The sequence below is a fragment of the Enhygromyxa salina genome (assembly GCF_000737335.2).
Classification (GTDB): domain Bacteria; phylum Myxococcota_A; class Polyangia; order Nannocystales; family Nannocystaceae; genus Plesiocystis; species Plesiocystis salina_C.
Map to the genome: position 1 here is coordinate 33,246 of NZ_JMCC02000048.1, position 22,576 is coordinate 55,821.

General features: G+C 67.3%; 16 protein-coding genes and 4 tRNA genes. 11 read left to right on the top strand and 9 right to left on the bottom strand.

The features are described from left to right. Positions 1–32: 32 nt before the first annotated feature. Both murB and murC read right to left on the bottom strand, forming a co-directional pair. On the bottom strand, positions 33–1,046 hold the full coding sequence (gene murB / locus DB30_RS19130; RefSeq protein WP_240480272.1) for a UDP-N-acetylmuramate dehydrogenase: 1,014 nt from the start codon (positions 1,044–1,046) through the stop codon (positions 33–35). A 3-nt stretch (positions 1,047–1,049) separates the two neighbouring features. After that, on the bottom strand, positions 1,050–2,465 hold the full coding sequence (gene murC / locus DB30_RS19135) for a UDP-N-acetylmuramate--L-alanine ligase (RefSeq protein ID WP_052551012.1): 1,416 nt from the start codon (positions 2,463–2,465) through the stop codon (positions 1,050–1,052). A gap of 117 nt (positions 2,466–2,582) precedes the next feature. Between murC and mutY the strand changes: the two genes are divergently transcribed. Continuing rightward, complete coding sequence (gene mutY / locus DB30_RS19140; RefSeq protein ID WP_052551014.1) at positions 2,583–3,761, top strand: A/G-specific adenine glycosylase; 1,179 nt, start codon at positions 2,583–2,585, stop codon at positions 3,759–3,761. A 39-nt stretch (positions 3,762–3,800) separates the two neighbouring features. Here the strand turns inward: mutY and DB30_RS43115 are convergent, their stop codons facing one another. Further along, complete coding sequence (locus DB30_RS43115) at positions 3,801–4,607, bottom strand: hypothetical protein (RefSeq protein WP_205633024.1); 807 nt, start codon at positions 4,605–4,607, stop codon at positions 3,801–3,803. 75 nt (positions 4,608–4,682) lie between these two features. Then, a complete protein-coding gene (locus DB30_RS19150) occupies positions 4,683–6,830 on the bottom strand; it encodes a P-loop NTPase family protein (protein ID WP_052551022.1) in 2,148 nt (715 codons plus the stop codon). A gap of 454 nt (positions 6,831–7,284) precedes the next feature. Between DB30_RS19150 and DB30_RS19155 the strand changes: the two genes are divergently transcribed. From DB30_RS19155 to DB30_RS42805, 3 genes are all read left to right on the top strand, one after another. Next, entirely contained in the window at positions 7,285–7,896 is a 612-nt protein-coding gene (locus tag DB30_RS19155) for a hypothetical protein (protein WP_240480273.1), read from the top strand. A gap of 72 nt (positions 7,897–7,968) precedes the next feature. Next, a complete protein-coding gene (locus tag DB30_RS19160) occupies positions 7,969–8,772 on the top strand; it encodes a hypothetical protein (protein WP_052551026.1) in 804 nt (267 codons plus the stop codon). Between the two features lie 617 nt (positions 8,773–9,389). Further along, the gene (locus tag DB30_RS42805) at positions 9,390–12,368 is read left to right on the top strand and encodes a DNA topoisomerase family protein (protein WP_153258364.1); all 2,979 of its coding nucleotides are present in this window, start codon (positions 9,390–9,392) and stop codon (positions 12,366–12,368) included. A 36-nt stretch (positions 12,369–12,404) separates the two neighbouring features. Here DB30_RS42805 and DB30_RS19170 read toward each other — a convergent pair whose 3' ends face one another. From DB30_RS19170 to DB30_RS19180, 3 genes are all read right to left on the bottom strand, one after another. Continuing rightward, positions 12,405–13,340, bottom strand: a complete 936-nt coding sequence (locus DB30_RS19170; protein WP_420870675.1) for a DNA-methyltransferase — start codon at positions 13,338–13,340, stop codon at positions 12,405–12,407. A 142-nt stretch (positions 13,341–13,482) separates the two neighbouring features. Further along, entirely contained in the window at positions 13,483–14,175 is a 693-nt protein-coding gene (locus tag DB30_RS19175; protein WP_052551033.1) for a dienelactone hydrolase family protein, read from the bottom strand. A gap of 39 nt (positions 14,176–14,214) precedes the next feature. Next, entirely contained in the window at positions 14,215–15,156 is a 942-nt protein-coding gene (locus DB30_RS19180; protein ID WP_146659624.1) for a gluzincin family metallopeptidase, read from the bottom strand. 110 nt (positions 15,157–15,266) lie between these two features. Here DB30_RS19180 and DB30_RS19185 point away from each other — a divergent pair, with 110 nt between their 5' ends. Continuing rightward, complete coding sequence (locus DB30_RS19185) at positions 15,267–15,689, top strand: YkvA family protein (protein WP_052551038.1); 423 nt, start codon at positions 15,267–15,269, stop codon at positions 15,687–15,689. Positions 15,690–15,795: 106 nt separating this feature from the next. Further along, positions 15,796–18,000: a vWA domain-containing protein gene (locus DB30_RS19190; protein ID WP_052551041.1), complete on the top strand. Its 2,205-nt coding sequence runs from the start codon at positions 15,796–15,798 to the stop codon at positions 17,998–18,000. A 116-nt stretch (positions 18,001–18,116) separates the two neighbouring features. Here DB30_RS19190 and DB30_RS19195 read toward each other — a convergent pair whose 3' ends face one another. After that, positions 18,117–18,683 (bottom strand): hypothetical protein, encoded by a 567-nt coding sequence (locus tag DB30_RS19195; protein ID WP_146659630.1) that lies wholly within the window; start codon positions 18,681–18,683, stop codon positions 18,117–18,119. Positions 18,684–18,707: 24 nt separating this feature from the next. Between DB30_RS19195 and DB30_RS19200 the strand changes: the two genes are divergently transcribed. Further along, positions 18,708–19,982, top strand: coding sequence for a hypothetical protein (locus DB30_RS19200; RefSeq protein ID WP_052551045.1), 1,275 nt, complete (start codon positions 18,708–18,710; stop codon positions 19,980–19,982). Between the two features lie 61 nt (positions 19,983–20,043). Here the strand turns inward: DB30_RS19200 and DB30_RS19205 are convergent, their stop codons facing one another. After that, positions 20,044–21,882, bottom strand: a complete 1,839-nt coding sequence (locus DB30_RS19205; protein WP_052551048.1) for a hypothetical protein — start codon at positions 21,880–21,882, stop codon at positions 20,044–20,046. A 227-nt stretch (positions 21,883–22,109) separates the two neighbouring features. Here DB30_RS19205 and DB30_RS19210 point away from each other — a divergent pair. The 4 genes from DB30_RS19210 (at position 22,110) to DB30_RS19225 (ending at position 22,538) form a co-directional block, all read left to right on the top strand. Continuing rightward, positions 22,110–22,182 (top strand) — tRNA-Thr (locus DB30_RS19210). A 71-nt stretch (positions 22,183–22,253) separates the two neighbouring features. Further along, positions 22,254–22,337 (top strand) — tRNA-Tyr (locus tag DB30_RS19215). Between the two features lie 7 nt (positions 22,338–22,344). After that, a tRNA-Gly gene (locus DB30_RS19220) sits at positions 22,345–22,417 on the top strand. A gap of 45 nt (positions 22,418–22,462) precedes the next feature. After that, positions 22,463–22,538: transfer RNA gene (locus tag DB30_RS19225), tRNA-Thr, on the top strand. Positions 22,539–22,576 lie beyond the last annotated feature (38 nt).

Consider the following 22,576-nt stretch of genomic DNA (forward strand, 5'->3'; position numbering starts at 1 on the left):
ACGTTCCCGCCACCGGACGATAGCAGAGCGACTCAGCCAGGCTCGCCGATGACCTTGACCTCGGTCTCGAGCCGCACGCCGTGGACCCGCTCGACCTCGGCGCGGACGAACTCGATCAGCTCGAGCATGTCGGCGGCCGTGCACGCGGGGTCGATCGAGCGATCGACCACCAACCAGTTCGCGTGCTTGGGCGAGACGATCGCCCCCCCGCGCCGCGTGCCCTTGAGCCCGGCGGCCTCGATCAGCCGGCCCGCGTGGTCGCCCGTTGGGTTCTTGAAGGTGCTGCCGTTGTTCGGCACCTTCTTGGGCTCGCGCTCGTCCCGGCGCTTGCGCAGCGCGGCGACCTCGGCGTCGATCTCGGCGCGCGGGCGCGGTCGCAGCTCGAGCTCGGCCCACACGACGATCTCGTGCTTGGGCAGATCCGAGTCGCGGTAGCGAAACCCACACGCGGCGTGATCACGCAGGCGCTCGCGCCCGCTCAGATCCAAGCTGCGGACCTTGGTGACGACGTTGGTGAACTCGCCCAGGTAGGTGCCGGCGTTCATGATCAGCCCGCCGCCGACGCTGCCTGGCACGCCACCTAGAAACTCCACGCCGCCAAGCTCCCACGCCGTGGCTTTGGACAACAGGCGGCCCGTCGACGCGCCGGCCTCGACGTGCACGCGGGTTGGCTGGCCTTCGGGATCGGGCCGAGACACCTCGTTGATCCGGCCCAAGTTGATCACCACCCCCCGCAGGCCGCCGTCGCGGACCAGCAGGTTGGTGCCGCTGCCGACGAAGTGGACCGGCGTCTTGCTGGCCTCGCAGCGGGCCAAGAGCGCGGCGAGGGTCGGGATGTTGGCCGGGCGCGCCCACACGTCGGCCGGGCCGCCCAGGCGCAGGGTCGTGTGCCGGGCCATGGGCTCATCGAGGCGCAGCTCGAGCAACGCCGGATCCATCTCCAGCAAGTCCAGCGCGCGGACCGACTCTGGGGACTCGGCGACGGACAGCGCACCGAGTCCCTCCACCAGTCCCGCCAGCACGGCTTGGCCCAAAGATGCGCGCACGGCTCAGCGCTCCGTTGGCTCAGGGGGGCGCGAGAGGGCATCCACGAGCGCGTGGCTGACCTTGGTGATGCTGCCCGCGCCAAGCGTGAGGGTCAGATCCCCGGGCCGCGCGTGGGCACGCAGCAGCGCCGTCGTTGCCGCCACCGGATCTAGATCTGCGCCGACCAACAGCACCGGGCGCTCGGGCTTGCGGGCCTGTACCAACGCGGCGAGCCGCTCGCTGTCGATGCCGGGGATCGGGGCCTCCCCGGCCGGGTAGATCGGGGTGAGCACGATCAGATCCGCGTCGTCGAGCGAAGCCGCGAAGTCTTCGATGTGGTCGCGCACGCGGGTGTAGCGGTGGGGCTGAAACGCCGCGACGATCCGCCGGTCCGGGTACGCATCGCGGGCCGCCGACAAGGTCGCGCGCAGCTCGGTGGGGTGGTGCCCGTAGTCGTCGACGACCGTCACGCCGCCAACCTCGCCGCGCAGCGTGAACCGCCGCTGGACCCCCGAGAACTCGCGCAGGGCCTTGCGACACACCGCCATGGACACGCCTTGCTCGTCACACAGGGCGATCGTGGCGAGCGCGTTGAGGATGTTGTGGCGACCCGGCATGGCCAGCTCGACGCGGCCGCGATCCTCACCGTGGGCGAGCACGGTGAAGCTGCTGCGGCCGTTGTTCATCACGATCTCGGCTGCCCGATAGTCGGCGTCGACGTGATCGATCGCGTAGGTCACGGTCCGCTTGGTCAGCCGTGCACGGATCGAGCGGATGTTTGGATCGTCCAGGCAGATCGTTGCCATGCCATAGAACGGCACGCGGTTGGCGAAGCCGACGAACGCGTCGAGCAAGCCGGCCAGATCGCCGTAGTGATCGAGGTGCTCGAGATCGATGTTGGTGATGATCGCGTGGGTGGGCGACAGGACCAGGAAGCTGCCGTCGCTCTCGTCTGCCTCTGCGACGAACACCTCGCCGTAGCCAAGCCGCGCGTTGGAGTCGAAGCTGTTGACCTTGCCGCCAATGACCACCGTGGGATCGAGCCCGGCCTCGTGGAGCACGGCCGCGACCATGCTGGTCGTCGTTGTCTTGCCGTGCGAGCCGGCCACCAGCAGGCCCTGCTTGAGCCGCATCAGCTCGCCAAGCATCTCGGCCCGGGGGATCACGGGGATCTTGCGCGCGTGAGCGGCGAGCACCTCGGGGTTGGTCGCCGGGATCGCGCTGGAGATCACGACCACGTCGGCGTCGTCGAGGTGGGCTTGGTCGTGGCCGCGGTGCACGGTGGCGCCAAGGCCCACGAGCCGGCGGGTGGTCTCGCTGTCGCTGAGATCCGTCCCTGTCACGCGGTAGCCCAGGTTGACGAGGACCTCGGCGATGCCGCTCATGCCGATGCCGCCGATGCCGACGAAGTGGATATGTGTGTCGCGCTTGCGGAACATGCGAGGTCGAATGGTGGGGCCCAACGTGGCGCCCAAAGCAGCGCTCGAAGCGATGCGGGGATCGGCGAACTCTACCTGTTGAGGCCGAACCCGAAAAGCTGTCGGTCGCACCCCAACTTGACGCGCCGCGAGCTGCCCGGCATTCCCTCGCGGGTGGCCGCGATCGACGAGGAACTCGATGACGCCAGCGTCGAGGTGATCGCCCGCGAGCTGAGCCGGTGGTTCGCAACCAACGCGCGAGACCTGCCTTGGCGCCGCACCCGCGACCCCTACGCGATCTGGGTCTCGGAGATCATGCTGCAGCAGACCCGGGTCGAGACCGTCGAGAACTACTGGAGCAGCTTCCTCGCCCGGTTTCCCACCGTTCACGCGCTGGCCAGCGCGGACCAAGACGCGGTGCTCCAACAGTGGAGTGGGCTCGGCTACTACCGGCGCGCGCGGCTGCTGCATCGCGGGGCCAAGCACGTGCACGAGGAGCTTGGTGGCGCACTGCCAAGCGCGGCCGAGCAGCTGCGCACGATCCCGGGGATCGGTCCCTACACCGCGGGCGCGATCGCTTCGATCGCCTTTGATCAGCGGGCACCGCTGGTCGACGGCAACGTCGCGCGGGTCCACTCGCGCCTGGCCCAGATCGAGCAGCCCCGTGAGCAAGACGCCAAGGCCGCCCAGCACTGGCGCTTCGTCGAGCGCGTGCTCGAGCACGGTCGTCCGCGGGTGCTCGCGCAGGCCTTGATGGAGCTCGGCGCGACCGTGTGCACACCCGGGAACCCGCGCTGTTCCGAGTGTCCGGTGCGGCGTGTCTGTCGTGCCCACGCCAGCGGTACCCAAGGGCTGATCCCGGCGGTGCGGGTCAAGAAGAAGTCGCCCGAGCTGCACTTTCACGCGCTCGCGCTCGGTCACGGTCAGCGGCTGCTACTCGAGCGGCGACCCGCCGAAGGGCTCCTCGCGGGGCTGTGGTGTCTGCCCCTGTTCGAGCGGCAGCTGCAGGGCGAGCCTGGTGATCTCGACGCCCAGCGCGACGCGCTCGCGGCCGCGGCGAGCGAGCAACTTGGCGTGGCGATCACCCTCGACGCGCGCCCGGCTGCCGCGGTCAAGCACGTGTTCACCCATCGCGTGTGGCACCTGCTCCCGTGGTCCGGGCGTGCGCGTCGGGCCGTGCGAACCCGGCAACGCGCCGACGCGCGCAACTTCATGTGGTTGGGCGAGTCGTCGCAGCCAGACGGTGGCGTCCCAAGCCTGACCCGCAAGCTGCTCGCGGCGGTCGGTCATGGCCAGGCGGGGGACCCCACACCATGAGCAGATCGATGAGCTGATCCGCCGCGAACCAGCGAGCGCTCAGCGGCGCGACTTCTTTTTCGCGCCCTTCTTCGTCTTCTTCTTTGCGACCTTCTTCTTCGCGGCCTTCTTGGCGGTCGTCTTCTTCTTTGCGGCCTTCTTGGCGGTCGGCTTCTTCTTTGCGGCCTGCTTGGAGGTCGTCTTCTTCTTCGCGGCCTTCTTGGAGGTCGTCTTCTTCTTGGCGGTCGTCTTCTTCTTCGCGGCCTTCTTCGACGTCTGCTGCTTCGCGGCCTTTTTGGAGGTCGTCTTCTTCTTTGCGGCCTTCTTGGAGGTCTTTTTCTTCGCAGACTTCTTGGAGGTCTGGACCTGCGCGACCTTCTTTGCGGCCTTCTTGGAGACTTTCTTCGAGACCTTCTTCGAGACCTTCTTGGGGATCTTCTTGGAGGTCTTCTTCTTGGCGACCCGCTTCGAGATCTTGGGTGCCGCCACCTCGATCTCGGGCGCGTCGTCCTGATCGTCCTGATCGTCCTGATCGTCTTGTTGATCATCTTGATCATCTTGATCATCTTGATCATCTTGATCATCGACCTCGGCAGGGGCGACCTCGACGACGGCCTCGGGACGCCGGCTCGGGGCCGGCGCTGCGCTGGGGCGATCACTCTCATCGAGCAGGGCGTCCGCGAGCTCGGCGAGGCTCATGTCGGCGAAGGGCTCGCCCCAGCCAAGCAGCTCGGCCGCGTCGACCACCTCACCCAGCGTCGTCTCCGGGTCCAGGGTCTCGCGGAGCGCCCGAAGGATCTCCCGCCGTTGGGCTGGGAGAAGATAGGTCTGGTACGCCTGCTGAAACCTGCGGTGTTCGCTCGACACGGTGCGGGACTATAGGGGGGTGGTGGCCCCCCCACAAGCCTGGTGACCTGGTCGACGGCGGCCCCGACGCGGAGCTCAGTTGTCCTCGTCGGGCTCGAGCGGCGTGAGTTCATCCTCGTCGTCGCCCTCGGAGTAGTCGACGCCGGGCTTGGGCATCATGTCCTTGTAGGGCTGCTGGCGGGTGCCGCGGATCCGGCCCTCCGTGACGGTCACGGGGATTGGGTCGATCAGCTCGTACTTGTACCCGCGGGTTGGCAGCCGCATCTGATACTGGTTGCCGTTGTACTCGAACTTCTTGCCGGCGCCGATCTGCGTCTGACCCTCGCGGGTGTAGGCGCGGTGCTGCAGGATCATCGAGAACATCCGGACCGCGTTCATGTTGTAGAGCCGATGACAGCCATGCGAGTAGCGGCGCAGGATCGACATGTAGTCAACGCTACCGTGGGTGCGGATCTGGTTGTCGAACACCGAAGTGGTGCCGTCGTTCTTCTCGTGCAGCTTGACGTGGTAGCCGGCGACCAGGCCATAGGCAGACATGTAGCCTGGGCCGGTCTCGTCGTAGTTCACGACCCGTCGCATCTTGCCGTTGACGTACTTGAGCTTGGTCAGTGACTTGGTTGGCGTGCCGTCCGGCGGAATCCACACCGGCGCGGCCATGATCGTCTGCCACACCCGATCGCCCACGTCGGAGTTCTTGTAGGCGTAGTACTCCTTGCCGTCGACGAGCTCCGAGCGCCACGAGCCGATCGTCGTGCGCCAGTGGACCAGCGGGATGCGCTGGTTCTCGTAGGTGACATACAAGGTCAGCTTGGGGTGACGCTTGCGCGGCTGCGCGCTCTTCTTGCCGTCTTCGGAGTAGGGGAAGTCGTACCAGACATCGCCGCGATCGATGACCGTGGAGAACGCCATGTCATCGGAGTAGTAAGCCGGGAGCGCCGGCAGCTTCACGGCCACGAGCAGCTCACCGAACTGGTCGGGGTGCTCGGGGTCGTCGGTTGCGAGCTTCTCTAGGGCCTCGAGCGAGGCGAGCGCGGACTCGGGATCATCGAGCTCGAGCGCGACGATCGCCGCTTGCGTGAACTCGGTGGCCAGATCACGCAGCTGGTGCTCAGCGCCGCTCTTGTCGGTGTAGCGAAAGTCTGGCTTCCAGTCTCGCGCGGATCCGTCTTCGACGATGCCGGCCGAGGACACGACCCGCTCGCGCAGCACCCTGATGAGTCGGGCGTAGACAGCGTCGCGCGGGGACAGAGCCAAGACCGCGACGTTGTCGGACGTGAAGTGACCCCAGCCCATCACGTCGTGCTTCTTCTCGAAGTTGGCGAGGGCGTGGGTGGTGCTGCTGTCGAACACGCCAGCCTCGAACTTGCCCTGGCCCTCCTTCTCGTTGAACAGCTCCTCGCAGCGAAACCGGATCTGCGCGTTGCGGATGATCTGGACCTCGCGGTCGAGCGCGTGGAATTTTTCGTAGGCCCGCTGCAGATCCTCGACCTCGGCCGCCGCGGCGTAGTTGCCGGCGTCCACGGCGTCGCCGAGCTTGGCCTTGCGCATGCCCTTCTCGAGCCGGTTCCTGGCTCCCTTCCAGGCGCGCAGGCGCTTGGCGCCGCCCTTCTTGGTGTACGGCATGGTCCCGACGGTTGGATCGAATTTGCTGCCGTCGTAGCCGGCGTCGGTCAGGCACTGCTCGATCTGCGGGAGCGCGCGCCACTCTTGCAGCACGACCGACAACGTGGGCGGGATCCCGTAGAGCTCTAGATAGTTGTGCTCGTGCGGGTCGAGGGCGTCGCCGTCGTGATCGCTGCGATCGTTGGCGAGGTCGATGTAGCGGGCCGCGTAGGTGTTGTCGCTGAAGTCTTCGGCGCCGGGGGTCTTGTGCGAGAAGATGTAGGGGCGCCAGCTGTCACCCAGATCGATGACCGTGTAGCCGCGGGCCTCGGCCTGGGCGATCTTCAAGGCGCGCGGCTCGTCGAGCTGCTCGGGGTCGATGACAAACGCGTTGCCGACGGCGTGCTCGCGCAGGCTGGTCTTGGTTGGCGGCCCGGCGTCGAGCTCTTGCTCCCAGGTATTGGCTGCGCTCGACTCCGGACTGTTGACCTCGCCCGCGGTGCCATGAACCGGATCGATGGCGGTCTCACGGGTGGCGTCGTTGGAGCAGGCGCCCAGGAAGACCGCGATGAGCGCGAACGCGGCGAGGCCCGCATGAGATCGCCCTTGCGCGGAGCGCATGTTCAGATTGGGGCGCAGATGCGGACCGCGAGCGGGACCCGAGGTCCGCGGGGCGTCGAGGCGAGCAAGTGGCGCGGCGGCCTTCGTGTGACGGGGGGCTGGCACGTGCATGACTTTAGCTCTCGGTCCGCAGACGGACCAAAACGGCTCAAAAATCCGGGAAACACAGAACTTTACAAGCGTCGGGCCACGTGCCACGTTTCGGCGGCCTGAGGAGGCGGATGCCTTGCGTCTTCTGAAAATACTGCTCGGTCATACTGTGGTCTTCGGCGTCGCGATCCTCGTGTCGTCCTCTTGCGGCGTCAACTACCCCCCGACGGCGTTTCGCTGCTCGCCGGGTGGGGACTCGCCGAATTGCCCAACCGAGAGCGGGGCTGTCTACCAGTGTTGCTCAGATGATCCAGCGGCGCTGGACCTGCGCTCATCGGCCAACGGCGGCGATATCGATGCGACCGTGTCGCCGAAGTATCAAGGTCGGGGTGGTACGGGAACGCCTATCTTCTCGGGCGGCAACAACCCGCTGAGCAAGTCTGGCATGTGCGTTCAGGTTGGCAGCGTGCCCCCAACGCTCGCGCTCGCCGACGTCAACGCGGCAGGCTGCCCGATCCCCTGCAACCCCAGCTGGGGCACGAACGATCTCAACGCCGTGTGCGGTCAGGGCACGATCTGCTGCCAGACCACCGAGATCGAGTTTGAAGACTGCGTGCTGGATCCCAACATGGGTGACAACGGTTGCTACCGCCCCGTCGTCGGTACCGACATCATGGGGACCAACAGCAGCACCAACCTGACCAATTGGGGCGGCAGCAAGCACGCCACCCACCAAGATCCCAGCGGCACCAACTGCGAGGTGTTCGTCGCGGGTCTGCCTTCGTCCGTGTACAGCGGCCAGGGCATCGATCCGGGCGACGCGCTGCGCGCTTGCTATCACCGGCTCACGGTCGCCGACCGGCGCGGTTTCTGCCTTGGTGGCGGGCCAGGTGTGTTTTGTCCGCTCGCGCAGCCGAACTACCGCGACGCCTGTGAGCAGCGCAACGATCTAGAGCTGCGCCAAGGCTGCGGCTGAGCTGCCAGCTTCGTGGGCTGATAGCGGTTGGCCAAGGGTTCACGTCGGCTGGATTCCTGATATCTTCGTCCCGTGCCGAGCTGGTTGAAGACCGCCTTCCTCTACACCTCCGCGTTCGCTAGCGCGGCCGTGTTCGCTACCGCGTGCGACCCAAGCTACGGGATCCGTTCGTTCCGCTGTGACCCGAGCGCGGGCGACTGCCCGACCAAGTACGGCGTTGGCACCTACGTGTGCTGCTCCGATGATCCCGCCGCGATCGATCTGAGTGACGTCGACGCTGTCGCGCTGCCCAGCTACGGCGGCGGACCCGGCATCCCGCTGTACGCGTCGGCCAACAACAACAACGGCACGTCGGGGTTTTGCATCGACACCTCGAGCGTTCCACCGGCCGCCGGCATCATGGAAGTCGGCCCGGGCCAAGGCTGTCCGTTGCCGTGCAACCCCACCTGGGAAAAGGCAGACATCACCGCGGTGTGTGGCACCGCGACTTCGTGCTGCGCGACCGTGGAGCTGCAAGAGTCGGACTGCGGCCTCGACATGTCGCTGGGCGCCAACGGTTGCTGGCGGCCCGTCACCGGCGGCGACATTCAAGGTCTCAAGGGCATCGACGTGTCCGACTGGAGCGCCAGCGATCATGCGACCCACCAGGATCCAGGTGGTGGCGGCTGCGAGGCGTTCGTCGCCGCGCAGGCCGGGGCGATCTCGGCTGCTGGGCTGAGCACCAACGACGCTCTGTTCGCGTGCTTCCGCAAGCTGAGCGTCGCCAACCAGCGTGGGTTTTGCCAGGGCGCGATGGACTGCCCGCTGGCGAACCCTGCCCATCGCGACGCCTGCGAGCAAAAGAACGACGCCGAAGGCCGCCTCGACTGCGGGTGACCTTCATTACCCCCACAGCCAGTTTCGCACTTCGCAGGTCACTCGCTTCGCTCGCTCCCGAGGGGCAGGCTGTTCGCGGTCGCATGTGTGGCCCCCTAGAAGGGGGCTCTGGTCTGGGCGCTGATGGCCACCGTAGGGCGCTCCATCTGGGAGCCCCCACAGCCAGTTTCGCACTTCGCAGGTCACTGGCTTCGCTCGCTCCCGAGGGGCTGGCTGTTCGCGGTCGCATGTGTGGCCCCCTAGAAGGGGGCTCTGGTCTGGGCGCTGATGGCCACCGTAGGGCGCTCCATCTGGGAGCCCCCACAGCGCGCTTCTCAGATCACTCGCTTTGCTCGCGGGGCTCGAATAGGGTGCGTAATGCGCGCCGAGTTGTGTGGGCGAATCATGCGCCTGGTGCTGATCGGCCGAAAATCGGCGGTTTCAGGGGTGACGAGCGGGGACGGCTTGACAGCGGCAAGCGCTCGGCGCATCGATGCTGCCCCGACGGCCGGAACCTCGGCCCTCCTAACTTCAATTAATGCCCCACGAGCGGGCACCTTGCGTGATCTGCGCGTGTCCTGAGTCGGTGGCCCGAGGCGTCACCGACGCCACCCGGTGAGTCGAGAGCCCAGCCCCTCATGGCCAAAAAAGCCACCAAGAAGCCCAGCAAGAAGACCAGCAAGGCTGGGGCCAAGAAGAAGGTCGCCGCCAAGAAGAAGGTCGCCGCCAAGAAGAAGGTCACGGCGAAGAAGAAGCCTGCGGCGAAGAAGAAGCCTGCGGCGAAGAAGAAGCCTGCGGCCAAGAAGGCTGCGGCGAAGAAGAAGCCTGCGGCCAAGAAGAAGCCTGCGGCCAAGAAGAAGACCACCACCAAGAAGGCGGCGAAGAAGAAGACCACCGCGAAGAAGAGCGCGGCGGCGTCCAACCGCAAGGCTACGGTCAAGACCGTCCGCGCCGCGCCGGGCAAGTCGGTGGCGATCGGCAAGCAGCTGGTCATCGTAGAGAGTCCGGCCAAGGCCAAGACGATCAACAAGTACCTTGGCGACGGGTTCGTCGTGCGTGCCTCGGTTGGGCACATTCGCGATCTGCCGAGTCGCGCGCCCAAGGGCACCAAGCAGCCCGTGCCCGGGGTCGACATCGAGAACGACTTCGCGCCGACCTACGAGATCCTCAGCCAGAAGACCAAGACCGTCGCGGAGCTCAAGCGCGACGCCAAGGCGGCCGACGTCGTCTGGTTTGCGACGGACCTCGACCGCGAGGGAGAGGCCATCGCCTGGCACCTCGCCGAGGTTCTCGAGATTGATCCCACCGTCGCGAAGCGCGTGGTGTTCAACGCGATCACCAAAGACGAGATCAAGCGCGCGTTCGCGAAGCCGCGAGCGATCGACGTCGATCGCGTCAACGCCCAGCAGGCCCGGCGCATCCTCGATCGCATCGTTGGCTACCAGGCGTCGCCGCTGCTGTGGAAGAAGGTCGCGCGCGGGCTCTCGGCGGGTCGCGTGCAGTCGGTCGCGGTTCGGCTGGTCGTCGAGCGCGAGCACGAGATCGAGGCCCACGTCCCCGACGAGAACTGGCGCGTCGACGTGCGCTTGGCCAGCGATGTCACGGCCGCGCCCAAGCTGGCCGAGCAGTGGCGGGAGTTTCTCGCGACCACCGACGAGAAGGGGCGTGGCCCCAACAAGCGGCTGCAGAACAAGTGGATGGCCGAGCAAGCCTCGATCGCCACCGAGCTGTACGAGATCGGCGGCGAGCGGTTCAAGCTGGGCTGCAAGGCCGATGAGCCCGTGGATCTGTCGGACAAGGTCCAGCTCGTGGTCGAGGCCGTCGGCCTGCGCGAGGTCCAGATCTCGACGGTCGAGGATCTAGAGGGCAAGGGCCCCGCGTGCTTCATTCGCAGCGTCAGCGGCAGCGTCGACTTTGGCGCCCGCTACGAGGTCGCTTCAATCGAGACGCGCCAGACCTCGACCAAGGCGTCGCCGCCGTTCATCACCTCGACCCTGCAGATGGCCGCGGCCAACCAGCTGGGCTTCTCGGCCCAGCGGACCATGCGGCTGGCCCAGGATCTCTACGAAGGTGTGGACCTCGCGGGCGAGGGCCAGGTCGCGCTGATCACCTACATGCGGACGGACTCCACGCACCTGTCGCCCGAGGCGATCAACAGCGCGCGTGACTACATCGGCTCGGCCTACGGCGAGGCCTACCTGCCCAAAGAGGCCAAGCAGTACTCCTCGAGCAACAAGGACGCGCAGGAAGCCCACGAGGCGATCCGACCCAACGAGGTCCCGCGCGATCCCGAGACGATCCGCGCCAAGCTGCATGGCCCGCGCGCCGAGGAGCACTACAAGCTCTACAAGCTGATCTGGAGCCGGTTCGTGGGCTGCCAGATGACCCCCGCGCGCTGGGACTCGACCTCCGTGTTGCTGCGCCGCAGCGACAAGGACACCGGCGCGGTGCTCAAGGCTTCGGGCCGCGTGCTGGCCTTTGATGGGTTCTATCGCGCGACCGGGGTCCCAACGGCGAGCGACGAGCAGACCCTGCCCGAGGTCTCCGAGGGCCACGTCTACGCGCCCTTCGAGATCCAGCCCCAGCAAAAATTCACCAGCCCGCCGCCGCGCTACTCCGAGGCATCGCTGGTCAAGGCGCTCGAGTCGGCTGGGATCGGCCGACCCTCGACCTACGCCTCGATCATTCAGGTCGTGCAGAGCCGCAACTACGTCGAGCAGCGCGACCGTCGGTTCTACGCGACCGACCTTGGCGAGGTCGTGACCGACAAGCTGATCGAGGCGTTCCCCGATCTGATGGACGTTGGCTACACGCGCCAGATGGAGAGCGAGCTCGACGAGGTCGAAGAGGCCAAGGTCGACTGGGTCGCGATGCTGCGCCGCTTCTACGGCAGCTTCGCGGCCTCGCTCGAAGAGGCGCACGAGGGCATGGCCCACGCCAAGGCCGAGATTCAGCCGGCGCTCTACAAGTGCCCCAAGTGCGGCTCGCGGACCTGCTACCGGTTTGGCCGCAACGGCCGGTTCTTGTCGTGCACCACCTACCCCGAGTGCGACTACGCAGCGCCGATCGATCGCCGCGGCCGCCCGCTGCTGCCCGAGCGCGTTGACGTTCGCAACCCCGAAGACGGCTCGAGCATGGAGCTCCGCAACGGTCGCTTCGGACCCTTCCTGGCCTCGGAGAACTACCCAGAGAGCACCTTCGTGCTCAACTTGGACCGCAAGGGCGCGGTCAAGTACCCGGCGGTGCCGCCGTTGTTGATCCCCGTTGAAGAGGGGATTCAGTGCTCGAAGTGCGAGGCGCCGCTGAACCTGCGTCGGGGCAAGCGCGGCCCGTGGCTGGGCTGCTCGCGGTTCCCCAAGTGCCGCGGCCGGCATGCCTGGAAGGCGATCGACGAGGACAAGCGCGAGCAGTTCGAGGCCCAGCTGGCCGAACACGAGAAGGGCCACCCGATCCCCGTGATCGCGCGGCACGACGGCACGGTGATCCCCGAAGGCACCCCCGCCGCGGATCTGCTGCTCAGCGGCGGCGTCGCAGAGCTCGACATCCACCCCGAGGCCACCGCCGAGCTCGGCGAGACCGCCCCGCCCCGCCGTCCCTCTTCAGCGTTGATGGGATGACGAGCGGGACGGCTTGCCGTCCCGCGCTCGCAGCTCTCAGCCAACCGCAGCGATAGCCGGACGCGCGGCCCACTCGGGGACTTCTTCGACCAGCCGCGACTTGGTGAGCTCGAGGTACTCGGTCTCGCGCTCGATCCCCGTGTACGACAACCCCAGTCGCGCCGCGGCCACGCCGGTGGTCCCGCTGCCGTTGAAGGGGTCGAGCACGCGGCCGCCCGCGGGGCAGCTGGCGACGAGCACACGATCGAGCAGCGTCAGGGGCTTTTGGGTCGGGTGCCGGCCATGGCTCTTCTCCGACTTGCCGGGCGCGGTGAACCGCCAGACGTTCTTCATCTGCTTGTCGCCGTTGCGCGACTTCATCTCGGCGTAGTTGTAGTGGTGCTTGCTCTTGGGCCCACGCGCGGCCCACAGCACCAGCTCGGTGCTGTGCGTGAAGTAGCGGCACGAGAGGTTTGGCGGCGGGTTGGGCTTCTCCCAGACCACGTCGTTGAGCAGCTTGAAGCCGAGCTCTTGCATGGCGAAGCCGACCGAGTAGATCACGTGCGAGGTGCCGGACACCCAGATCGTGCCGTCCTTGGTCAGCAGCCGCTGGCAGGCCTCGAGCCAGGTGCGGTTGAAGGTGTGGTTGTCTTGCGCGCCCATGCTCGCGTCCCACTTGCCCTTGTTCACGGCCACGCGCTTGCCCGCCTGGCAGGTGCTGCCACCGTTGCTCAAGAAGTAGGGCGGATCGGCGAAGATCACGTCGACGCTCTGCTCGGGCAGCTCGGCCAGCAGCTCGAGGCTGTCACCCTGTAGCAGCTGCGCGCGGCCATCGTGCGAGCGCCACCACTCGCTGCCATGCACGGGCGGCGGGGCGGTCGCTTCGCGCGGCGGCGGGGCGCTGCGGACCCGCGTGGGCGGGCTCGCCGGCAGGCTCGCGCGCTTGGCTGCGCTGGTCTTCTTGCGTTTGGTCGAGCTCTTTACTTCGGCCACGGCGCCGATGCTGCAGGCCCGATCCAGATTGTCCGAGTTTTAGGCGCATCCGCCCGGACCGGCCGCGAGTGTGGAATTGTTGCATCTGCCACAGCGGCCCTGGTCCTGAGCAACCGTTCACCGGGACCGCTCAGCGCGGTGGTCACAAGCTCTGTTCGAAGAACGCGAGGATCTTCGCCCAGCCGTCCTCGGCGACCTGCGGATCCCAGCGAATTTGGAACAGCGGCCAGCTCGCGGCGTTCGCAATTGGGTGGTGGCCGTCGGTCAAGAACGAGTGACCGGCGGTGGGGAACACGTGGATCTGTGGCTCATGGCCCAGCGCGCTCATCCGCTCGCGCAGGCGATCGGCGTTGCGGCGAAACACCCGGTCGCGGCCGCCATAGCAGCCGATGATCGGCGGGCTCCCGCGCAGCACCTGCGCGGGCGGGAGGTCGCCATAGTTGGTCGAGACCGCGGCAAATTGCCGCCCGACCGCGAGCGCGAGCCCTCCGCCGATACAAAAGCCGATCACGCCCACGCGCGCTTCGTCGAGCTTGGCGTGCTCGATCAGCCACCGCTGCGCCTGCAGGATGCGCTCGGCGATCGGGCCTTCGCCCGACGAGATCGTTGCCAGCGAGCGGCGGATGCAGCCCAGCTTGGACCCATCGTGAAACAGGTCGGGTCCGACGGCGGCGTAGCCAGCTGCGGCGAAGCGATCGATCACGCGATCGATCTCGGGCTGGCGGCCAAAGATCTCGTGGATCACGACCACCCCCCGCGTGGCGCTCTCGGGCAGCGCTGCGTAGCCGGGCATGCTAGGCCCCGTCCCGGAGATCTCGACGTCGACGCCAGACATGGACCACGATGCTAGATCGTTCGGCCTTCGGCGATCGAATTATCCAACCCGAAGCGCGAGCACGAACTGCTCCCACTCGCTGCGGAACGCGCTCATGTCGGGCCCAACCATGGCGACCAGGGTGTCGTATCCATGCGGATCGCGCTGAACCCCCGCGCGAAATTCTTGATAGTAGCGGCGCAGCAACCCGCGCTCTTGCAGCCAGTAACAGAGGTACCGGGCCTGCGCGTAGTTGCTGCCCGGGTCAGCGGTGTAGAAGCCACCGCCGCTCTCGCACATGTCCTGAAACGAGGGGACCTGCTTGGCCCGCAGCGCCGCTTGCAGCCCCGGGAGCCGCCAGTTGGTCAGGCCCATGATCTCACCGTCGATCTCCGCCGACTGCTCGTAGAGCGAGGCCAGACCCTCGTCGAACCACGACGGGCAGTCTGGGAAGTTGGTGGCCATGTAGGGGTGGACGATCTCGTGGACGAGGGTGCCGCCGCCGGTGCCAATGTTCATGACCAGCGCTCGGTCGCTTGGCGAGTAGTAGCCGTAGGGTGTGTCGGGCGGATCCCCGAACAGCTCGCGGGCGTGTTGGTCGTAGCTCTCGCCGGTCTCGAACAAGTAGATCGTGATGATCTCGCCGGGCGGGCGCTCGAAGTAGGCGGCCTGCAGCTGCGTGACCGCCCAGCGGATCGTGGTCATCGCGTGGCCCCTGACCTGCAGGCGGGTGCCGTCGCCAACGACCGCGAACGGGGGCTCGGCGACGACGGTCCAGCCGCGGGGGTCAAAGCGCGCGCGCAGGTGCTCGATGTGAGCGGCGAGGGCCGGGTCGAGCCCGTCTGGGTCCTTGGGCGGCGGGCTGGGTGACGCGGCCTCGCTCGGCTTTGGGCTTGAATGCTGTTCTTTGGCGGGTGCGGGCGTCTGCTGGTGGCGGCCACACGCGGCGCCCACCGGTAGGCCGACCAACACCAACATGAATTGACGACGACTCGCAGGCATTCGACCGAAGCAACGACCGTCGCGCCGGGATGATTCGAGTCGCGCTACACTCGGCCGCGGCGACGCAGACTGGCTGCGCTGCTGTGCTCTGCGATCGATGGAGGAACCTGATGAGCTTCGAAGCGCCCGACTTTCGTGCGGAGATCCGCCGCTTCGTGCACGGCTACGTCGGCGCGCACCAAGACGCGATCCTTCGGGCTGGCGATGTGTTCGATTTCTACGCGCGCCTGATGATCGACACCCGCGTGTCCGGCAACGCCCGGGTCCACGTGGCCTGCGTGCTCGCCTACTTCGTGGTCCCCGACGACGTCTTGCCCGAGGCCGAGCTTGGTCCCTACGGTCTGCTCGATGATCTGTACCTCGCCGCCCACGTGTACAAGATCTTGCGTCGCGAGCTGCCTCGCAACGTGCTCAGCGAAGCGTGGGGTGAAGACGACGCCCTCGAGCAAGTGATGGACGTCGTCTACGCCGAGAGCCGCGCCGCGCTCGGCAAGCTCCGAAAAGATGTCCTGCGGGTCGCCGGGCTGGCTTAGCCGGCTACGGCCTCACCAGGAATGTGGCTCTGAGTGGAGTTGGTGGGCTTTGGCTGCCAGCGACTCGTTCGGAACCTTCGCCGGATCATCGCGTCGTGTGCCCGCGATGGCTGATCCCAACCTCGATTCCTCCGAAGTTCTGTCGACCCCGTCACAGCCCAAGTGGCGTCGCCCCACGCTGTTCATATCTGGTCTGTCACTGCTCGCGCTCGGGGTCTATCTCAACGCTCCCCGGCTCCACACCGCGGACGAACCGTCCGCGTCAAGCCGAGCCGAGGTCGAGCTGCCGCCCGAAGAAGAAGTAGAAGAGGAAGCGGACGAGTATGCGAGCGCTGACGGTGTTCGCCACAAGGGTGAAGAGGGCAAGATGGGCAAGCCAACCTCGAAGTCGGGGTCTGGCATGTACGCGATGAAGGGGCCCAACGACGTGTTGCCGCAGATGGCCCGCGAGTTTGATCCGAACATGGCCGCACGCAACGCGGGGATCATGGGGGTCATGGAGCAGCAATCTGGGCAGTTCCTGGCGTCCCCCCACGGTGGGGCGCTCGCGGTTGGAAGTGACGACGCCGACGTCTGGGGCGGCCTGGTCGGCACCGAGGTCGGCGATATGTACGGCGTGGGTGGGCTGGGTCTGGTGGGATCAGGGCAGGGCGGCGGCGGTGGAGTCGGCCTTGGGCAAGGTCTTGGTCGTGGCGAGCGGGCCAGCGAGCGGGAGCGCTACGGTCAGTTGCCGCCCAACACGTACATTGCGACGAAGCGCGACGCCAAGTCGACCTTCTCGATCGACGTTGACACGGCGAGCTACGCCAACACCCGCAGGTACCTGCTCGAGAGCGGCCAGCTGCCGCCACCCAACGCTGTGCGCACCGAGGAGCTGGTCAACTACTTCGACTACGACTACGCGATGCCCTCGGGTGACGGCGCGCCGTTCTCGGTCACGACCGAGGTTGGCCCAAGCCCATGGAGCGCCGAGCACCGGCTGGTCCACGTGGGTATCCAAGGCTACGTGCCCGCCGTCGAGCAGGTTCCCCCGCGCAACTTGGTGTTTCTGATCGACGTCTCGGGCTCGATGCAGAACGCCGACAAGCTCCCGCTGATCAAGCATGGGCTCGCCTCGCTAGCCGCCGAGCTTGGCGCCGAGGATCGGGTCTCGATCGTCGTGTACGCGGGCGCGGCCGGGGCGGTGCTGCCTCCCACCTCTGGCGCCAAGAGCACCACGATCCTCGCCGCGCTCGATCGGCTCACCAGCGGCGGCGGAACCAACGGCGCCGAGGGCATCGAGCTGGCCTATGAGCTGGCCGAGCGCTCGTTCATCAAAGGTGGGATCAACCGGGTGATCCTGGCCAGCGACGGGGACTTCAACGTTGGGCTCAGCGATCACGACGCGCTGGTGCGCCTGGTCGAGCGCAAGCGCGAGTCCGGCGTGTTCTTGTCGGTGCTCGGCGTTGGCACCGGCAACCTCAACGATCACATGATGGAGCAGATCGCCGACAAGGGGAACGGCAACTACGCGTACATCGACGGGATGGCCGAGGCCCGCAAGGTGTTGGTCGACGAGTCGGGTGCGCTGCTGCAGACGATCGCCAAGGACGTGAAGATCCAGGTCGAGTTCGACCCCGAGCAGGTCGCCGAGCATCGCCTGGTTGGCTACGAAAACCGGGTCCTCGCGCATCGCGACTTCGACGACGACAGCAAGGACGCTGGCGAGATCGGGGCCGGACACACGGTCACCGCGATCTACGAGGTCCTGCCAACGCCAAACCACGACGCGGGGCCGCTGATGACCCTCAACCTCCGCTACAAGCAGCCTGACGCGGATCAGAGCCACAAGCTCACGACCACCGTCAGCGACAGCGGGCGGCGGATGGCCCAGACCTCGACGGACTATCGGTTCGCGGCCGCGGTCGCGGGCTTCGCCGAGGCGCTGCGCGGGACCCAGAGCGACGTCCGCTACGCGGAGATCCTCGAGCTCGCGCAGGGCTCACTGGGCGCCGACACCCGCTGCTACCGGCATCAGTTCCTCGACATGGTCTGGCAGGCCGGGACGCTCGCGGGTGAAGAGATCCCCAAGCCGGACAGCGCATGTGAGCCGGGGGTCGAGGCGCCCAAGCGCGTGGCCACCTGGGTCGACGAGCTGCAGGTGCAGGCGCGCGGCGGGGTCTGGGTCGATCACGAGGTCGAGCCGAGCCGCGATGCCAGCGACGCCGCGTGGATGAGCTTCATGCTCGAGGTCCTGCGTCTGCTCCCGCCGCTGCTGGCCCTGCCGCTGTTCGTGATGGCGCTACGTCGGCCCCGCCGCAAGCGGCAATGACCCTCGCTTCGCTCGCTCCCAACGGGCCGTTTGGTCGCAGGGGTATGTGTGGCCCCCTGGAAGCCCTGGAAGGGGGCTCTCGTCTGGGCGCTGAGGGCCATCGGCGGGCGCTCCATTTACGTGTCGTGGTCTGAGAACGGGGGTAGCTCGAGCTGCGGGAGGTCGACGATCGCGACCCCTCCGCGGCTCGAGGCTCGTACGACCAAGCGGGCGCCGGGGCCGTTGAGCGGGCGGCTCAGTTGGTAGCGAAGCTTGGTCACCGCGGCTCGGGCTGCGGGGATCTCGATCGACTGGGGCCGCGCGGGTTCGTCGGGGCCGGGCGGCTCGGGGGCGTACTCGAGCTCGGCCCAGGCCAACAAGATCGCGCCGGGCTCGAGCGTGAGGGGGGCTTCGGCTTGGTTGGAGATCTCGAGCTCGACGACCACCGCGTCGGGCTCCCACTCGATCGCCAACGCGCGCAGCGAGACCCCGCTCGCGGCCGACTCGCTGTGCGGCTGCGCGGGGGCGCCGGGCTCCTGCGTAGGCCAGCGCACAGCGTCCCAGTGAGCGTCGCCACACCCAACCGACGCGAGCGGCAACAACAGCGCGCACCCGGCCACCCGCGCCGCAACATGTGCCCGCGCTGATCCGTCAGCGCCGAGATTGCCGAGCGGTTTGCCGATCCTGCCAGGGCGCCGAGTCACGGGTTTCATGGTACAGCCGACCCGATGAAGCTCGCTCTTCCGAAGTTCCAATTTCGCTTCATGCGTGCCGCGGGCAACGTCATCTTTCCGGGTAATTTCCACCCGATCGGGACCCAGCGCGACGCCGAGCAGATGGTCGCGCGGGCGCTCGACAACCCGCTCGACCGGCCAACGGCTGGCGAACGCGCGGGCGGTCTGTGGCTGATCGTGGGTGGCACCGGTGGGTTCGGCAGCGCGGCTCGGGTCGCGCTCGCCTGCGATCACGGCGCCGACACGATCAACGTCAGCTTGGACGCGGCGCCCAACCCAGAGAGCAGCAACAAGATCCGCAAGATCGGCTCGCCGGCGTGGCACCGCAACGTGGCGATCGAGCGCGAGCTGCGAAACCAGGGGCGCGAGGCCGTCTCGCTCAGCGCCGACGCCTTTGATCCGCTGGCCCGCGCCATGGTCATCGACACGATCCGCGCCCGGTTTCCCGGTCGCAAGCTGGCGGGGTTGGTGTGGGCGCTCGCGGCCCCGCGCGGGCTCGATCCACGCACGGGCAAGACGGTGTCGAGCACGCTCAAGCCGCTGGGCAAACCAGCGACGATCAAGACCTTTGGTGGTCCCGAGGGTGACCAGCCCCCGCAGATCTTCGAGCTCGAGGTTCCCCAGGGCACCCCGGAAGAGGCCGTCGCAACCGTGTGGGTGATGGGCGGGCGCGTGGTCGAGGAGTGGACTCGAGATCTGCTCGCCGCGGATCTGCTCGACGAAGGGCACACGCTGCTCACGATCTCGTATCGCGGCAGCCCGCTGAACGCTCCGCTGTACCGCGACGGGCTGATCGGCTTGGCCAAGGCTGACCTGGAGTTCACGACCCGCGCGCTGTCGTCTAGCTTGCACCGCCACGTGAACGGCCAAGCGTTCGCGGTCGAGGGGCCCGCCGTCGTGACCGAGGCATCCGGGGGGATCCCAGGCGTGCCGCTGTACATGGCGCTGCTGCTCGACGTGATGGGGGATCAACACGAAGATCCGCTCGCGAGCATGCGCCGGATGTTCCACACCCACTTCATGGGCGCCGAGCCCAAGCCCGACGATGAGTGTCTGATCCGCATGGACGACCGCGAGCTCAGCGAAGCGGTCCAGTCGGCGCTGGCCGTGCGCTTCGCTGGTCTCGAGGTTGGCGACAGCTTTGACCCGGCGCTGTACCGCCGGTTCATGGCCGAGTACGCGCGAACCCGCGGGTTCGAGATCGACGGCGTCGACTACGAGGCCGCGTTCGACACCGACGAGGTCTGCCGCGTGGAACAAGATCGCTGAGCGCGCGGCGGCTGGGCCATGAGCTCGGGCGCCTGGCTCCTGGCTCCTCCTGGCTCCTGGCTCAGGGCCCGACCGTGCCGTCAGCCGCCCACGCGGGCGTCAGCAGCTCGCGCAGGCGCACCCACTCCGGGGCCGTCTCGATGATCGAGGGCGGGAACAGGCCGTGCTCGCCACAGGCCATTTGATCGGCGGCGAGTCGGCGCGACACGAGCACGAACCCGCTGGCGTCCTCGTCGAGCTCGAGCGACGCGCTTGGCAACGACGCGCTTGGCTCGAATCCCTCGGTTGCAACGAACATCCACGCGCACGGCTGGGCGAGCGTGGAGCTGAGCAACAGCATCGCGCGCGGGCCGGGTTGGATCGGGAACCGCCACAGCAGCTGCTCGGACGGCTCACGTCCGTCCGCGGTCAGCCACTGCTGCGCCGGCGCCCGCCCAACCCACGTGTTTGGATGGGCCTGATGGATCCGGCTGTCGGTCGCAACGCGGACGGCAGTGCAGTCTTGCCCGTCGCGGCACAGCTCGACCCCCAGACGATCCGCGCGGGCCGAGGTCTCGAGCAGCAGCGCCCGCAGCTGGCCGAGCTCGAGCATCGTCACGCGCTGCGGATCTGCTTGCGAACCTTCGGGCAGCTCCGCCAGCACCTGCTGCGCTTGATCGGCATCGAGCGCGACCAGCAGCAGCCCGGTCTGCGCGTGGGCGGGCTCTGGCGAGCCAGGATCGACGAGCGAAGACAGATGCGAGAGCACCATCGCGTGACTGGGGCCCTGCAGCCGCCCGGCCAGCTCGGTCCACGTCAGCCCGCGCTCGCGCAGCAGCTTGGCCACTGGCTCGAATTCGTCGACGCGCCAGGCCGGGTAGATCGGGAGCATGCGCGCGCTGTCAGGACGCAGCCACGACCAGCTGGCCAGCAGCAGGCCAAGCGACAGCGCGGTCGAGGTCAGCAGCGAGCCCCGCGAGCTCGCCCGGCTCGCCGTGAAGCCAAGCGCGAGCCCAACGGCGGGAACGAAGGGCAACAAGTAGCGACCCGTGAGCGCCGGCGTGGACGGGTGCAGCGACGCCGCGATGACGATCGCCATCGCGCTGAGCTCGCCGCCCAACGCGACGCGCAGCTTGGTCTCCCAGCTCAGCGCCGCGAACCGCCGACGCGCGAGCACACCCGCGAGCACGGCCGCCCCGAGCGTGACGCCGATCGGGACCAGCCAGCCGTGCTCGCGCAAGATCCCAAAATTGCCGCTGAGCGCAGCCGGTGAACACAGCGCCAGGGTGCCAAGCCCGAGCGCGAGGGCAGCTGGCGTCGCCAGCCACGGCCGCTTGCTCGCGAGCGGAACCGCGACCACCGCCAGCATCACCATCGCCAAGCTCACCACGTGCACGTCGAGGGCGAACGCGCACAGCACCGCCAGCGCGAGCGCGTCGATCAGCTCGCCGTCTCGCAGCAGCCGCCACAGGCACAGGTGCGCGAGCACGATCGGGACCGGCAGCAAGATCGGCTGCCACAGCAGCGGCATCTCACAGGTCATGGGCAGCGCGGCCAGCACCACGACCGCGGCGATGAGCGGCGCGAGATCTCCAACCAGGGCAGCATTCGGGGGCGAGATCTCTTCGCGCCGCGGCAGCAAGTGCCCGAATCCGAGGTAGGCGACCGCCACGGTCCCCGCCAGCAGGGTCGTCAGGACGGTCTCGATCCCCGAGATCCCGAGCCCCGTGAGCTGGCACAGGGCCAGAAAGTCGATCCAGGTGGTCCCTTGGTGCAGCGCGGCAAAGCTGGCCCAGGCGCCGTGCAGGTGTAGCTGGGTCCCATCGACCAGCTCCCGGGCAAACGCGAGATCGCGGCTGGTGTCCTCCTGCAGCGGCGACGCCGGCCGCAGCCACAGCCACAGCCACGTGATCACGAACACGAGCGCGGCCGTCCGGGCGCGACGAGAAACGGCTGGCGTCGCTTGTGGGGCCGAAGCGGGCACTGCCAGACTGTGGCTCAGGTACGGCCGAGTTTGGCGCTTTTATGCATGCCTTGACCCCCGTGAAAACCGGCGCTATACAGCGCCCCACTTTGCGCGGTCGGTGGCGCGTTTGCCGTCCAAGCGTCAGTCAACTCGGGAGCAAGACCAACACAACGGATCCTTTCGCTGGCGTAGCTCAACTGGCAGAGCACCTGATTTGTAATCAGGCGGTTGGGGGTTCGACTCCCTTCGTCAGCTCACGCAACCGCCGCAAAATTGGCTTCCCGCTCAAGCTGAAACCACCGCCAACTTCTAACTCTCAGACCTCTGGATGGGTGCCCGAGTCGGCCAAAGGGAGCGGACTGTAAATCCGCCGCGTTATCGCTTCGAAGGTTCGAATCCTTCCCCATCCATCACCTCGCGGGAGTAGCTCAGTTGGTAGAGCGTCAGCCTTCCAAGCTGAATGTCGCGAGTTCGACCCTCGTCTCCCGCTACTTTTTTCGCGCATAGTGCCCAGGTCACTGGGACAACCCCCCAAGCCCTCGTAGCTCAGTTGGTAGAGCGCATCCTTGGTAAGGATGAGGTCAGCGGTTCAAATCCGCTCGAGGGCTCCACCACTTCACTCGGTTCCAACTCAGAAGAAAATCGGAGA

Bases quoted from the DNA above. Each gene is read 5' to 3' on its own strand.
- murC (WP_052551012.1), bottom strand. From the start codon at position 2,465: ATGTTCCGCAAGCGCGACACACATATCCACTTCGTCGGCATCGGCGGC.
- DB30_RS19150 (WP_052551022.1), bottom strand. From the start codon at position 6,830: ATGCGCTCCGCGCAAGGGCGATCTCATGCGGGCCTCGCCGCGTTCGCG.
- DB30_RS42805 (WP_153258364.1), top strand. From the start codon at position 9,390: ATGGCCAAAAAAGCCACCAAGAAGCCCAGCAAGAAGACCAGCAAGGCT.
- DB30_RS19175 (WP_052551033.1), bottom strand. From the start codon at position 14,175: ATGTCTGGCGTCGACGTCGAGATCTCCGGGACGGGGCCTAGCATGCCC.
- DB30_RS19180 (WP_146659624.1), bottom strand. From the start codon at position 15,156: ATGCCTGCGAGTCGTCGTCAATTCATGTTGGTGTTGGTCGGCCTACCG.
- DB30_RS19185 (WP_052551038.1), top strand. From the start codon at position 15,267: ATGAGCTTCGAAGCGCCCGACTTTCGTGCGGAGATCCGCCGCTTCGTG.
- DB30_RS19190 (WP_052551041.1), top strand. From the start codon at position 15,796: ATGGCTGATCCCAACCTCGATTCCTCCGAAGTTCTGTCGACCCCGTCA.
- DB30_RS19200 (WP_052551045.1), top strand. From the start codon at position 18,708: ATGAAGCTCGCTCTTCCGAAGTTCCAATTTCGCTTCATGCGTGCCGCG.